Origin of the sequence: Parafrankia sp. EAN1pec (assembly GCF_000018005.1) — a bacterium.
GTDB lineage: Bacteria > Actinomycetota > Actinomycetes > Frankiales > Frankiaceae > Parafrankia > Parafrankia soli.
Map to the genome: position 1 here is coordinate 3,929,430 of NC_009921.1, position 12,797 is coordinate 3,942,226.

Sequence of the window (12,797 nt, forward strand, 5' to 3'; positions counted from 1 at the left end):
ACGTGGACGAACGACGGATGACGATGCGCGAGGCGTTGAACCTCGCCCTGGACCAGGCGCTGGAGCGTGACGAGCGCGTCTTCCTGATCGGCGAGGACATCGCCGACCCGGGGGCGTCCGGCCCGACCGCCGGGCTGTCGAGCAGGTACGGCACCGAGCGGGTGCTGGACACGCCGATCTCCGAGGCGGCGATCGTGGGCGCGGCCATCGGAGCCGCGATGGAGGGCTTCCGTCCGGTGGCCGAAATAATGATCATGGACTTCATCGGGATAGCCGCCGACCAGATCATCAACCACGCGGCGAAGATGCGGTTCATGACCGGGGGGCGGACAACCGCGCCCATCACCGTGCGCACACAGATCTACGGCGGACTCGGCACCGGCGCCACGCACTCGCAGTCGCTGGAGGCGTGGTTCATGCACATTCCCGGGCTGAAAGTCATCGTTCCCTCGACGCCGCGCGACGGCAAAGGCCTGCTCACGTCCGCGATCTTCGACGACGACCCGTGCATCTTCCTGGAGACGATCCGCCTGCAGGGCCAGCGTGGAATGGTGCCGGTCGACCCGGGATTCTCGATCCCGCTCGGCCAGGCGGACGTGAAGCGCGCCGGCACCGACGTCACGCTGATCAGCTACGGCCGGGGGGTCGTCGAGTCGCTCGGCGCGGCGGACGCGCTCGCGCGCCAGGAGATCAGTGCCGAGGTACTCGATCTCCGTACCCTCGTCCCGCTCGACACGGCGGCGATCGTCGAATCGGTGCGCCGGACGACGCGAGCGGTGGTGGTGCACGACGCCGTGCGGTTCGCCGGCCCCGGAGCGGAGATCGTCGCCATTCTCCAGGGCGAGCTCTTCGACCAGCTCGCGGCGCCGGTGGAGCGGGTGGGCGCCCGGTTCGTGCCGAACCCGGCCCCGCCGGCGCTGGAGTCGCAGGTGTACCCGGATTCCGAAAAGATCATCGCCGCCGTCCACCGGACGCTGCGGTGGAAAACCACCAGGGAAGGTGCCCGTGGCTGACTTCACGATCCGCATTCCACGCGTATCGGTCGCGATCTCGGAGGCGGAGCTGCTCGAGCTTCTCGTGGAGGAGGGGGCGCGCGTGGAGGAGGGCGACCCGCTGTTCGTCATCGCGACGGACAAGGTCGAGTCCGAGGTACAGGCCGGCGCGTCCGGCACGGTGCACTGGAGCGGCGCGGTGGAGACCGTCTACGAGATCGGTGCCGAGATCGGGACGATCAGCGCGTCCAGCTGACGCCGGAACCGATCAGCTGACGCCGGCACAGACCAGCTGAGGCCGGCGCTGAGAGGAGGTTGATGTTGATGGCCGTCACCGACGACCGCCGGGCCGACGCTGCCCGCGACGTCCCGTTCGCCATGCGGAACCCGTTACACGTACCACGTGAGCGTTATTATGACCGAACCTTCTTCGAGCTGGAGAAGGAGTATCTGTGGCCGCGCGTCTGGCAGATGGCCTGCCGGCTGGAGGAGATCCCGCGGCCCGGCGACTTCGTCGAATACGAGATCTGCGACCAGTCGATCCTGGTCGTGCGGCAGCCCGACCTTTCGGTCAAGGCCTTCCACAACGCCTGCCGACACCGGGCTACCCAGCTGTGTTCGGGTTCCGGGCGGCTGCGTGGTGGGCAGATCGTGTGCCCGTTCCACGGCTGGCGCTGGAACCTCGACGGCAGCAACTCGTTCGTGTACGGCGCCGACGGATTCGCGCCGGAGACCCTGCGTCCGGACGACATTCGGCTGCGCGAGTGCAGGGTCGACACGTGGGGTGCCTGCGTGTGGATCAACATGGATCCGGATGCCCGTCCGTTGCGGGAGGCGCTGGCGCCGGTAGCGGGGTTGCTGGACGCGGTGTGCGTGGAGAACATGCGGGTGTGGTGGTGGAAGGAGACGATCCTCAACGCGAACTGGAAGGTGGCTCAGGAGGCGTTCCACGAGGGTTACCACGTGATGGGCACGCATCCGCAGCTCACGTTCGGTCTGGGTGACGACTATCCGTTCGGGAATGTCGAGTACACCGCGTTCGGGAACGGCCACGGTCGTTTCCAGGGCCGGTTCGACCCGACCGCGGGCGGCGTCTCCCAGGGGCGTGGTGGGGAGGCGTTCCTGGAGCGGTCGCGGATCCTGTGGGAGGGGCAGGACGCGATGACCCTCGAACGTGACCTGCACGTCTTCCGGGGGATGCGTAACCGGGTCGCGCCCGGTGAGGACTTCCCGACGGCGGCGATCAAGGCGTTGTTCGACTACGCCGAGGGTGCCGGTATCCCGCTGCATCCGACACCGGAGGGCCTGCGGCTGTGGGGTGGCGGGGTTTTCCTGTTCCCGAACTTCCTCATGCTTCCCCAGTTCGGTAACGCGCTGTCGTACCGGGTCCGCCCCTACAACGACGACCCCGAGTGGTGCCGTTTCGAGGTGTGGTCGTTGACCATGTACCCGGAGGGCGAGGAGCCCGGCCGGGCGAAGCTGAAGGGCCGCTTCGCCTCCGACGACACCGAGAACTGGGGTCTGATCCCACGCCAGGACTTCAGCAACATCGCAAGCCAGCAACGCGGCCTGCATTCGCGCAGCTACCGCGAGCACCGTCTCGCCACCGAGATGGAGCAGCTCATCAGCAACATGCACTCCGAACTCGACCGGTACCTCGCCGGCTGAGGCACCGCACCGAAACCATCCACTCCATGGAGGGGCACCGTGTCGAAGTCGGATGCCAGCTACGACCATGCCGTTGACGTCATTGTCGTGGGATCGGGCGGTGGTCTGTGCGGCGCCGTGGCCGCGGCGGCGAGCGGCCTGGACACGCTGGTGATCGAGAAGCAGCCGATGATCGGCGGGTCCACGGCCATGTCAGGCGGCGTGCTGTGGCTGCCGGACAACCCGCTCATGCAGGCCGACGGCGTTCCCGACTCCCTTGAGGACGCGCTGGCGTACTTCGAGTCGGTGGTCGGGGACGTCGGACCCGCCTCGTCGCGGGAGCGGCGGCTCGCCTACATCGTCGAAGGCTCCAACATGGTCCGCTTCCTGCAGGGCCTGGGCCTGCGTTTCGAGCGGTGCGAAGGGTACAGCGACTACTACGCGCAGGTGGCGGGAATTCGTGGCGGCAGCGCCCGCGGCCGCTCCATCGAACCCGCGGTGACCGATGGCAGGAAGCTCGGACCGTGGTTCGCGAAGCTGATGCCGGGCATGACGGCCGCGCTCGGAATCGTCGTGATGACCCGCGAGGCGTCCACTCTGCAGCTGATCAAGCGGCGGCCGAAAGCCATGCGCACCGCCCTCCGGGTGGGGATGCGGACGGCCATGGGCAGGCTCAGGAGGCAGACCCGGCTGGCCAACGGCGCGGCACTGATCGCGCAGGCCCTGGAGGCGGCGCTGGCGGCCGGGGCGACGGTCTGGACAGACACCGGGCTGGTCGACCTGATCGTCGAGGACGGCCGGGTGGCCGGCGTCGTGGCCAGTCGGGACGGGCAGACCGTCCGGATCCGCGCCCGCCGCGGCGTGCTGTTGAGCTCGGGCGGGTTCGCCCGCAACGCCGAGATGCGCAGACGCTACTCGAAGCAGCCGAACGAGGGGTCGTGGACCATCGCCAACCCCGGGGACACGGGCGAGGCGATCGAGGCCGCCCAGCGGGTCGGCGCCGCCGTCGACTTCATGGACGAGGCGTTGTGGATCCCGGCCTCCATCCAGCCCGGCGGACGTCCGAGCCTGCACACCGGAGAGCGGAGCAAGCCGGGCTCGATCATCGTCGACCGGGCCGGTCGGCGGTACTTCAACGAGGCGGTCTCCTACATGGAGGCCGGGCGGCAGATGTACGCGCACAACACGGCCGGTGAGTCCATTCCGAGCTGGCTGGTCATGGACTCCCGCCACCGCGGTCGTTATCTGTTCGCGTTCCGTGCCAACACCCCCGAAGAGTGGATCACCAGCGGCTACATGAAGAAGGCCGACACGGTGGAGGAACTGGCGCGGGCGTGCGGCATAGACCCGGCCGGTCTGGCCGCCACGGTCGAGCGGTTCAACGGGTTCGCGAAGCAGGGCACCGACCCCGACTTCCACCGCGGCGAAGGGGCTCACGAGCGGTACCAGGGCGACTACGGCAACCAGCCGAACGCCTCGCTCGCGCCCGTCGAGAAGGCGCCCTTCTACGCGGTCGAGCTCTACCCGGGTGACGTGGGGACGAGCGGCGGGCTGCTCTGTGACGAGTTCGCCCGTGTGCTCGACACCAACCATGAGCCCATCCCGGGTCTGTACGCTGCCGGGAACTGCAGCGCGTCGGTGATGGGACGCACCTATCTGGGGGCGGGCGCCAGCATCGGGAACAGCTGCGTCTTCTCCTACATCGGCATGAAGCACGCCGCGCACGTCGTCTCCGGCGACCCGGTGGCCACGTGACGGGGGAGGGGAGTGAGCGGTCCAGGCGGCCGCTGGTCCGGGTCGAGCCCATCGGCGCGGACCTCACGCCCGAGCCCGGTGAGACGATCATTGAGGCGGCCTGGCGACTCGGGTACCACTGGCCCACGGTGTGCCACGGCCAGGCAACCTGCACGGTGTGCCACGTCGAGGTGCTCAGCGGAGCCGACCACCTGACACCCGCCGGCGACGAGGAACTCGACGCCCTCGAGAACCGGCTTCCCGGCGCGCGACGTCGTGATCTCATCCATCTTCGGCTGGCCTGCCGGGCATGTGCCACCGGCGACGTCGCCGTGCGCAAGAAGGGCGTTCGGCGACTGGCCGAAAAGGAGTCCTGACACGCGTCCGAAACGGCCCCGACGCCACGTGACCGTGGTGCCCGGTCGGCGCCGTCGCGGAACGGCCGGAATGGCGAGATCCGGCCGCTCGCCTGGTCGGCGCTCGGTCGGCATTTTGGCGGAGAGCTGGCCGCCGAAACGAACAAGGACTTGACCGAATGTGCAAAGACGGCCGCGGGCGACACGCTGATGATAGTTCATGACGGCAGTGCGAGGAAACCAGGAAAGCAGGGGAAATGACAGCGCCAGAGTTGATCATTGACGCGGACAGTCACATCACCGAGCCGCCGGACGTGTGGACCGCTCGGGTGCCGGCGAAGTATCGCGAGGACGTTCCACACGTGGTGCGGCAGGGCACGGCGGACACCTGGGTGCTCCACGGGGAGCGGCTGGCACCGGTCGGCGTGACGGCTCCGGCGGGATGGCCGACGTTCCCGCCCGAGTACCCGCAGACCTACGAGGACTGCCACCCGGGCGCGTACCAGGCGGATGCCCGCCTGAAGTACATGGACGAGGCGGGTATCTGGGCCCAGGTGCTCTACCCGAACGTGGGCGGGTTCGGCAGCGAGAACTTCCTGAAGCTGAAGGACGACACTCTCAAGCTGCTGTGCGTGTCGGCGTACAACGACTTTCTCGTCGAGTGGTCCTCGGCCGACCTGCGCCGGCTGCTGCCGGTGATCGCCACACCGTTCTGGGACATCGACGAGACCGTACGGGAGATCGAGCGGTGCGCCCCGCTGGGCGCGCGGGGAATCCTGTTCACCGGCGAGCCGCAGCGCTACGGGCTGCCCGTGCTCGGCTCGCCGCACTGGAACCCGTTGTGGGAGGTCGCCCGCGCGGCCGACCTGCCGATCCACTTCCACATCGGCAGCGCCGGAGACACCCTGGAGCTGTCCACCCCGGAGCGCTATGCCCTGCACGGCGTGGAAGGGGCGCAGGCCTACTGCGCGGTGAGCCTGTTCATGAAGAACGGTGTCCAGTGCTCGGATCTGATCACGTCGGGCGTGCTGTCCCGCTATCCCGAGCTGAAGTTCGTCTCCGTGGAGAGCGGTATCGGCTGGCTTCCGTTCATGCTCGAGGCCACCGACTACAGCTGGCTCGGCGCGTTCCGTCCGGGCCGGGAGCGCCAGTCGGGAGACGTGCTGCCGTCGGATCTGTTCCGCCAGAGCGTTTTCGTCACCTACTGGTTCGAGTCGGTCGCCCCGAAGCACTTCCTCGATCTGATGCCGATCGACAACATCCTCTTCGAGACCGATTTCCCGCACACCACCTGCCTGTTCCAGAACATCCAGGAGACCATCACGTCCGGCCTCGGGCACGTCGACGGGGGAGCGCGCCGGAAGATTCTCTGGGAGAACGCGACAAAGCTGTACCGGATCGAGGAGCCGTCGGCGTCGTGGCGGGCCACCGCCGGGACGAGCTGATGACCGAGGACGGCCCGTGACACCGGACGGCCGTGCGATGCTGCGGCTCGAGGTCCGCAACGCCCGGACCCCGGTCGAGAACAAGCCGCCGTGGATGCGCACCCGGATGCGCGTCGGTCCCGCCTACACCGAGGTGATGGCCGTGGTCCGCGAGTCCGGGCTGCACACGGTGTGCGAGGAGGCCGCCTGCCCGAACATCTTCGAGTGCTGGGAGGATCGGGAGGCGACCTTCCTGATCGGCGGGGACGTCTGCACGCGGCGTTGCGACTTCTGCCAGATCGACTCCGGCCGGCCCGCTCCGCTCGACCGGGACGAGCCTCGCCGGGTGGCCGAATCCGTCGCCAGCCTGGGACTGCACTACGCCACCGTCACCGGGGTGGCACGGGACGACCTGGCCGACGGAGGGGCCTGGCTGTACGCCGAGACCGTGCGCCAGATCCATGCGCGTTCCTCCGGAACCGGCGTCGAGCTGTTGATCCCGGACTTCCGTGGTGACCCGGCCCTGCTGGCCGAGGTGTTCGGTGCCGGCCCGGAGGTGCTTGCCCACAATGTCGAGACGGTGCCCCGGATCTTCCGCGGCATCCGGCCGGGCTTCCGCTACGAGCGCTCGCTTGAGGTGATCAACCGTGCCCACGCGGAAGGGATCGTCACGAAGTCGAACCTGATCCTCGGTCTGGGTGAGACCGTCGACGAGGTCGACGCCGTGCTGGCGGACCTGCGGGCAGCTGGTTGTGATCTGGTGACGGTGACCCAGTACCTGCGGCCCGGCCCGCGCCACCATCCGGTGGAACGCTGGGTGGAGCCGGAGGAGTTCGAACGGTGGTCCGCCCGGGCCGCCGAGCTCGGCTTCGCCGGGGCGATGGCGGGGCCGCTGGTCCGCTCCTCCTACCGCGCGGGCCGGCTGTATCGCCAGGCAGTGGCGCTCCGCGGTGAACGCCGCTGAGCGCCGCCCGCCGCCCGCCGCCCGGGCTGACAGGCCTCCGGCCGGGCGGCGCGCGGCTGCGCCGGTCAGCTCGTGGCCGTGTGCGAAGGACCAGTCCAGGGCCGCGATCAGCCCGGCCGCGCCGGCCGCACGGGCCCGTTCCATGCGGGCGACCATCTCGTCCCTGGAACCGATGGTCGACCTCTCATCTATGGTCGGGTCCTCTCGACCCGTGGGCGCGCCGGCCAATCGTGGGGCGCACCGGGATGGTCGTCCGGTTGTGCACACACCCGGTCCACACACCGCTGCCGTAGGCGACGTCCTCGGCGAGACGGCCGAGCACGAACCGCACCGGGTCCATCGACCCGCGCCGGCCCGCCCACTCCGCCAGGGCCGGGCCGACGACCAGTGATGCCACCGCCGCCCGACGTCCCCAGCGCCGGCGGCCGCCACCCGCGGCGCCGGCCGCGAGCAGCGGCAGGGCGTACTGGGTGCCGTACCGGCTGACGCCGAGCCAGGTCCGGCCGACGGCACCTGCCGTCGCGCGCGCCACCTCCCGGACGGGCAGGTCTGACCGGCGCAGCGTCCGCACGGTGCGCAGTACCGAACAGGTGTACGCGGCGGCGGCCAGCACGGGCCGACGGGCGAGCAGCGCGGCGACCGTCAGCGCCGGCCCCGGGAACAGGACGAGCGGGGGCAGCGATCCCGGGTGGCGCAGCGCCAGCGGCGCGGCGGACGTGCCGTACCGGAACCTCCGGCCGAGCAGCCCGGCCCAGGTCTCCGGTTCCAGGTGCCGGACCTCGACGGTCGGGTCGTACCGGATGCGCCAGCCCGCCTTGTCCAGCCGCCACACCAGGTCGACGTCCTCGCCCGCGACCGACAGCGTGGTGTCGAACGCCCCGCCGGCCGCCGGACCGCCGCCGGCGATCTCGGCCAGCGCCGCGCGGCGGACCAGGATCGCGGCGGTCGGGACGTAGGCCACCCGGGTGTTCGACCCGACCCGGGCCGGCGTGCCGCCGAGGTCGAGGCTGCGTGTGGTGCCGGCGTACCGGCCGGCCCAGCCGCCCGGCGTGCCGGGAGCGGGGACCGTGCGCGGGGCCACGGCGCCGACCAGCGGGTCGGCGAAGTGCGCGGCCAGCGCGTCGATCCAGCCCGCCGGCGGCACGCAGTCGCTGTCCACGAAGGCGACGAGCTCGCCAGCGGTCGCCGCCAGCCCGGTGTTGCGGGCCGCCGCCGGCCCGCCGTTGACGGGGCGCCTGATCACCTTCGCGCCGAACCGGTCGGCGAGCTCGATGATCGCGTCGGGCTCGCGCGAGCCGTCGTCGACCAGGACGACCGGGTGGCGGTCGCCCACTGCGGCGAGGCACCGGGCCAGCTTGTCGACGCGGTCGTGGACCGGGATCACGACGGTGATGTCCGGGTCGTGCCGCGGCGTGGGCGGCCTGGGATGTGCCAGGCCGGCGTCGGTGAGCCGGCGGGCCAGGGCGCCTGCCCGCGGGGACACCACCGGGCCGGTCGCGAGCTCCTGCCAGGCGGCCTGGCCGGCCGCGGTCAGCCGGATCACCCTGGCCGGCGAGCCGCCGAGCCAGCTGTCGGCGCTCAGCCGCCGTGCCGACATGTCGAGAACGACCCGGAAGCCGACCGGCAGCGGGGCCACGGGCGTGGTCACAGCGCGAGGCCTCCGTCGACCGGTACGACGGCACCGGTCATCCCGCTGCTGGCCGGTCCGGCGAGGAAGGCGAGGACCTCCGCGACCTCCGCCGGGGCGAGCAGCCGTCGGAGCGGTTGCTGCGCGGCGAACTCCGGCGCCCCGCTGAGGCCGTACAGGCGGGCGCTCTCGGCCAGAATCGGTGTGTCGGTGGAGCCCGGACTGACCGCGTTCGCGGTGACACCGGTGTCTCCCAGCTCGGCTGCCAGGGCCCGGACCAGCCCGGTGACGCCGGCCTTCGCCGCGCAGTAGGCGGCCAGCATCGGCAGCCCGCGGGTCGCCGCGGCCGACGCCACCGCCAGGAAACGGCCGTGCCGCGGCGGTGGCCGCCGCAGCATCGCGGGCACGGCCACCCGAGCCAGGTTCAGGACACCGCCGAGGTTCACGTCCAGCACGGCCTGTTCCTGCTCCGCCGGGACCTCCCACAGCGGCACGCCGCCGGCGATCACCCCGGCGGCCGCGACGGCGGCGTCCAGGCCACCCCACCGGGCCTCGGCCTCGGCGACGGCGGCTTGGAGCGCGGCGGCGTCCCGTACGTCGGCGATGAACGGGCGGACCCGGTCCGCCGCCTCGACCCGCCAGTTCGCCTCCGCCACCACCTCCCCGAGCTCGGCCTCGGTGCCCATCGGGTAGGCGAGCGCGGGATCGTCCTTCCCGCGGTCGACCGCGAGCACCTCCCAGCCCTGCTGCGCCAGCGCCAGCACAGTGGCCGCGCCTATCCCGCGCGCCGCCCCGGTGACCACGGCGACGGGGCGGTCGGCGGTCACGTCGCCCGCCAGCTGTCGACGGCTCGTACCTCAGTTCCTCGCATGTCAGAGCCTCAGCCCGGCCAGCGGGCTCTCCTCACAAGCGCGGTCGGGTGGGCGCGCGCCGATTGTCACCGGGACAGGGCCCGACCGGCGGGACGCCGGGCGGGAGTGGTCCAGCGACGGCTTCGGCACCAGCTCGAGGTCCACCGCGGCCAGCGCGGCCGCGCCGTGGCCCTTCACGCATTCCGGGTCGGGGCCGTCCAGCGGCAGGCCGGTGAAGAACTTCGCCGCCATGCACCCGCCCCGGCAGGCGTCGAACGCCGAGCACGATGTGCAGGCCCCGCCGGTCTGCGGCTGGCGCAGGTCTGCGAACAGCTCCGAGGTCCGCCAGACCCCGGTGAACCCGCCCTCGCCGCGGACGTTGCCGGCGCGGAAGCTGTCGTGGATGGCGAACGGGCAGGCGTAGACGTCACCGACCGGGTCGATGAGGCACACCACCCGCCCGGCGCCGCACAGGTTGAGCCCGGGCAGCGCGTCGCCGTAGGCGGCCAGGTGGAAGAACGAATCCCCGGTGAGGACCCGCTCGCCGTGCGCCACCAGCCAGTCGTAGAGCTCCCGCTGCTGGGCGGCCGTCGGGTGCAGCTCGTCCCAGACGTCGGCGCCCCGGCCGGACGGCCGCAGCCGGGTCAGCCGCAGCTGCGCGCCGAACCGGTCGGCTATCGCCTTGAACTCGTCGAGCTGGCCGGCGTTGTGCCGGGTCACCACGACCGACAGTTTGAACCCGCGGAACCCGGCGGCGGCCAGGTTTGCCATGGCGCGCATCGCCGTCTGGTACGAGCCGGGCCCGCGCACCGCGTCGTTGACGGCCTCGGTCGCGCCGTCGAGCGAGATCTGCACGTCGACGTAGTCGCTGGCGGCCAGCCGCGCCGCCACCTCGGGGGTGATCCTGACTCCGTTGGTGGAGAACTTGACCCCCACGTGGTGGGCGGTGGCGTAGTCGACGAGCTCCCAGAAGTCCGACCGGACGGTCGGCTCGCCGCCACCGATGTTGACGTAGAACACCTGCATCCGCTCGAGCTCGTCGATCACGGCCTTGCACTCGGCGGTGGACAGCTCGCGCGGATCACGCCGGCCCGAGCTGGACAGGCAGTGCACGCAGGCCAGGTTGCAGGCGTAGGTCAGCTCCCAGGTCAGGCAGATCGGCGCGTCCAGGCCGTACTGGAACTGCTCGACCAGTGGCAGCGGTGTGCTCACGACGGTTTCCTCTCCCGGATCATCTCCGACGCGGCCAACGTGGCCAGAGCGGCGCGGTACGCGGGCAGCTCGGCCGCCGACACGCCCACGTCGGCGCAAGCCGCGCGGGCTGTCGGGAAGTCGGCCAGTACCTGCACGACCTTCAGCAGCCCGGGGCTCTTCAGGAACGACAGGCGCCGGGTACCGAAGTGGTACAGCAGCGCGCCGAAGCGCTCGGGGCGGATCGACACCTGCGCCGGCACGTACCAGGCGGCGTCAAGGTCGAACGGCGACGGCCGAGCGGCGGGATCAGTAGACACCGCACATGCCGTCGATCGACACCTCCTCGACCAGCAGCTCGTCCGCCACCAACGGCTCCGGAACCTCTGCCGTGACCTCGTCGTCGGCCTGGGTCGGGGTGTCCGTCATCGAGCTGCTCCTTCGGCTGGTCATGTGGGCACCGTGATTTAGGCACCGTGTGACGAATATCGGGCACGATAACGTCACCTCGTGCCACAAACAAGCCCCGACCGCCGTGGCCGGCCCCGCGGGACGAGCGCCCGCAAGCTGGAACTGATCGCGCTGAGGCTGTTCGCCGAGCAGGGCTACCACGAGACCACGGTGGACCAGATCGCCGCGGCCGCCGGCGTCAGCCGGCGCACCTTCTTCCGCTACTTCGACGCGAAGTCGCAGGTGCTGTGGAACGAGTTCGACAACGAGGTCACCACGATCCGCGCCAATCTCCAGCAGACCTCCGGCGGCCTGCCCGTGATGGACGCCGTTCGTCACGCGGTCATCGCAGCCAACTACTACCGGGCCGAGGACGTGCCTGAGCTGCGCATGCGCATGCATCTGATCAGCACGGTGCCCGAACTCGTCGCCAGCGCCACGGTGCACTACGACGCGTGGGAGCGCGCGATCACCGAGTTCGTCGCCCGCCGCACCGATCAGCCGGCCGACTCGCTCTACCCGCTCGCCGTCGGCCGGGCCACCCTCGCCGTCTGCCGTGCCGCCTACGAACGCTGGTCCACCCACGCGGACGCCGATCTCACCCTCTACCTCGACGCCGCGCTACGCGCCCTCGCCGCTGGCTTCCGCGACGACATCCTCACCACCGAGCCGCAGGGCGGCGGGACCGAGCGGGCCCTCGGCGCGCACCCGGCGGAAAGCGCCGCGGTTCGCCGGGGCTGACGCCCTCCGGGCTTACCCGGCCCCGGCGACGGATGCTCCCGCAGGTGACGCTCAGGCGTCGGCGACCTCGTGAAGCGCGTCGGCGACCGCCCGGGGTTCGGTGATCATGAGGTCGTGGCCGGTGTCGACGGTCCAGAGGCGGCCGCTGGCTCGTGCCTTGTCCATGAGCTCCGGGTCCCGGCCGGCCAGGGTGGAGGTGCAGATGACGTGGTACTGCGGGATCGCCCAGAGGGCCGTCTCGTTGGTGAGCGTCAGGGGCTGTTCGAAGCAGCGCCAGGGGTGGGCGGTGAGGCGTTCGTCCATCCAGGCGAGGTCGTCCGGGTCGGTCACGCCGTAGAAGGCGCCTGCGCCCGGCGCCGGCAGGAGAACCAGCTCGACGCCGTCGACCGTCTGGCCGTGGGGGCGGGTCATCTCGATGATCGGTCCGGCGACGTCGAGGAGGGACTGGCCGTTGACCGGGTTCGCCGCGTCGAGGTAAACGAGGCGGCCGATGCGGTCGGCGGCCCGGTCGGCGACGCCGGTGATGACCATGCCGCCGTAGCTGTGCCCGACGAGGATCACGTCGCGCAGGTTCTCGTAGTGCAGCAGCGCGACGACGTCCTGGATGTGTAAGTCGAGGTCGATCTTCGTGCTCACCAGGTGTGCGCGCTCGCCCAGACCGGAGAGGGTGGGGGTGTGGACCTCGTGCCCGGCGGCACGCAGCAGCCGGGCGACCGGCTGGTAACACCAGCCGCCGTGACCACCGCCGTGCACCAGGACATATGTCGCCATACCGAGTCCTCCTCGTCGCGGGTGGTGCGGCCGGCCCGTCGCGCGGGTC

The 12,797-nt window shown here is 71.0% G+C and carries 14 protein-coding genes; 8 read left to right on the forward strand and 6 right to left on the reverse strand.

Features of this window, described 5'->3' with window-relative positions; genetic code table 11:
• Positions 1-17 precede the first annotated feature (17 nt).
• The 7 genes from FRANEAN1_RS16075 to lipA all read left to right on the forward strand — a co-directional run bounded on the left by FRANEAN1_RS16075 (position 18) and on the right by lipA (position 7,117).
• A complete protein-coding gene (locus FRANEAN1_RS16075) occupies positions 18-1,013 on the forward strand; it encodes an alpha-ketoacid dehydrogenase subunit beta (RefSeq protein ID WP_020460861.1) in 996 nt (331 codons plus the stop codon).
• On the forward strand, positions 1,006-1,248 hold the full coding sequence (locus FRANEAN1_RS16080; RefSeq protein ID WP_041255984.1) for a biotin/lipoyl-containing protein: 243 nt from the start codon (positions 1,006-1,008) through the stop codon (positions 1,246-1,248). The genes FRANEAN1_RS16075 and FRANEAN1_RS16080 overlap by 8 nt, the downstream gene beginning before the upstream one ends.
• Before the next feature lie 68 nt (positions 1,249-1,316).
• Positions 1,317-2,660: an aromatic ring-hydroxylating dioxygenase subunit alpha gene (locus FRANEAN1_RS16085; RefSeq protein WP_020460863.1), complete on the forward strand. Its 1,344-nt coding sequence runs from the start codon at positions 1,317-1,319 to the stop codon at positions 2,658-2,660.
• A gap of 39 nt (positions 2,661-2,699) precedes the next feature.
• Positions 2,700-4,394 (forward strand): FAD-binding protein, encoded by a 1,695-nt coding sequence (locus tag FRANEAN1_RS16090; protein ID WP_020460864.1) that lies wholly within the window; start codon positions 2,700-2,702, stop codon positions 4,392-4,394.
• Between the two features lie 32 nt (positions 4,395-4,426).
• Complete coding sequence (locus tag FRANEAN1_RS16095; protein WP_063748392.1) at positions 4,427-4,750, forward strand: 2Fe-2S iron-sulfur cluster-binding protein; 324 nt, start codon at positions 4,427-4,429, stop codon at positions 4,748-4,750.
• A gap of 236 nt (positions 4,751-4,986) precedes the next feature.
• Positions 4,987-6,174 carry an amidohydrolase family protein gene (locus FRANEAN1_RS16100; protein ID WP_020460866.1) on the forward strand — a complete coding sequence of 396 codons (1,188 nt, stop codon included), beginning with the start codon at positions 4,987-4,989 and terminating at the stop codon, positions 6,172-6,174.
• 37 nt (positions 6,175-6,211) lie between these two features.
• On the forward strand, positions 6,212-7,117 hold the full coding sequence (gene lipA, locus FRANEAN1_RS16105) for a lipoyl synthase (RefSeq protein WP_041255986.1): 906 nt from the start codon (positions 6,212-6,214) through the stop codon (positions 7,115-7,117).
• Positions 7,118-7,301: 184 nt separating this feature from the next.
• Here the strand turns inward: lipA and mftF are convergent, their stop codons facing one another.
• The 5 genes from mftF to mftA are packed head-to-tail and all read right to left on the reverse strand — an operon-like array spanning position 7,302 to position 11,215.
• Positions 7,302-8,765: a mycofactocin biosynthesis glycosyltransferase MftF gene (gene mftF, locus FRANEAN1_RS16110; RefSeq protein WP_020460868.1), complete on the reverse strand. Its 1,464-nt coding sequence runs from the start codon at positions 8,763-8,765 to the stop codon at positions 7,302-7,304.
• Positions 8,762-9,571 (reverse strand): mycofactocin-coupled SDR family oxidoreductase, encoded by an 810-nt coding sequence (locus FRANEAN1_RS16115; protein WP_020460869.1) that lies wholly within the window; start codon positions 9,569-9,571, stop codon positions 8,762-8,764. Before FRANEAN1_RS16115 ends, mftF begins: the two co-directional genes overlap by 4 nt.
• Positions 9,572-9,616: 45 nt before the next feature.
• The gene (mftC, locus tag FRANEAN1_RS16120) at positions 9,617-10,795 is read right to left on the reverse strand and encodes a mycofactocin radical SAM maturase (RefSeq protein WP_083788522.1); all 1,179 of its coding nucleotides are present in this window, start codon (positions 10,793-10,795) and stop codon (positions 9,617-9,619) included.
• An 8-nt stretch (positions 10,796-10,803) separates the two neighbouring features.
• Entirely contained in the window at positions 10,804-11,106 is a 303-nt protein-coding gene (gene mftB / locus FRANEAN1_RS16125; RefSeq protein ID WP_020460871.1) for a mycofactocin biosynthesis chaperone MftB, read from the reverse strand.
• Positions 11,096-11,215, reverse strand: coding sequence for a mycofactocin precursor MftA (gene mftA, locus FRANEAN1_RS37825; RefSeq protein ID WP_063748350.1), 120 nt, complete (start codon positions 11,213-11,215; stop codon positions 11,096-11,098). Before mftA ends, mftB begins: the two co-directional genes overlap by 11 nt.
• Before the next feature lie 81 nt (positions 11,216-11,296).
• On the opposite strand from mftA, the gene mftR reads away from it, so the two are divergent.
• Positions 11,297-11,977, forward strand: a complete 681-nt coding sequence (gene mftR, locus FRANEAN1_RS16130) for a mycofactocin system transcriptional regulator (protein WP_020460872.1) — start codon at positions 11,297-11,299, stop codon at positions 11,975-11,977.
• Positions 11,978-12,028: 51 nt separating this feature from the next.
• On the opposite strand, the gene FRANEAN1_RS16135 is transcribed toward mftR, so the two are convergent.
• On the reverse strand, positions 12,029-12,748 hold the full coding sequence (locus tag FRANEAN1_RS16135; RefSeq protein ID WP_020460873.1) for an alpha/beta hydrolase: 720 nt from the start codon (positions 12,746-12,748) through the stop codon (positions 12,029-12,031).
• Positions 12,749-12,797: the final 49 nt, after the last annotated feature.

Coding starts and splice junctions, on each gene's coding strand:
- FRANEAN1_RS16075 (WP_020460861.1), top strand. CDS start 18: ATGACGATGCGCGAGGCGTTGAACCTCGCCCTGGACCAGGCGCTGGAG.
- FRANEAN1_RS16085 (WP_020460863.1), top strand. CDS start 1,317: ATGGCCGTCACCGACGACCGCCGGGCCGACGCTGCCCGCGACGTCCCG.
- FRANEAN1_RS16100 (WP_020460866.1), top strand. CDS start 4,987: ATGACAGCGCCAGAGTTGATCATTGACGCGGACAGTCACATCACCGAG.
- lipA (WP_041255986.1), top strand. CDS start 6,212: ATGCTGCGGCTCGAGGTCCGCAACGCCCGGACCCCGGTCGAGAACAAG.
- mftA (WP_063748350.1), bottom strand. CDS start 11,215: ATGACGGACACCCCGACCCAGGCCGACGACGAGGTCACGGCAGAGGTT.
- FRANEAN1_RS16135 (WP_020460873.1), bottom strand. CDS start 12,748: ATGGCGACATATGTCCTGGTGCACGGCGGTGGTCACGGCGGCTGGTGT.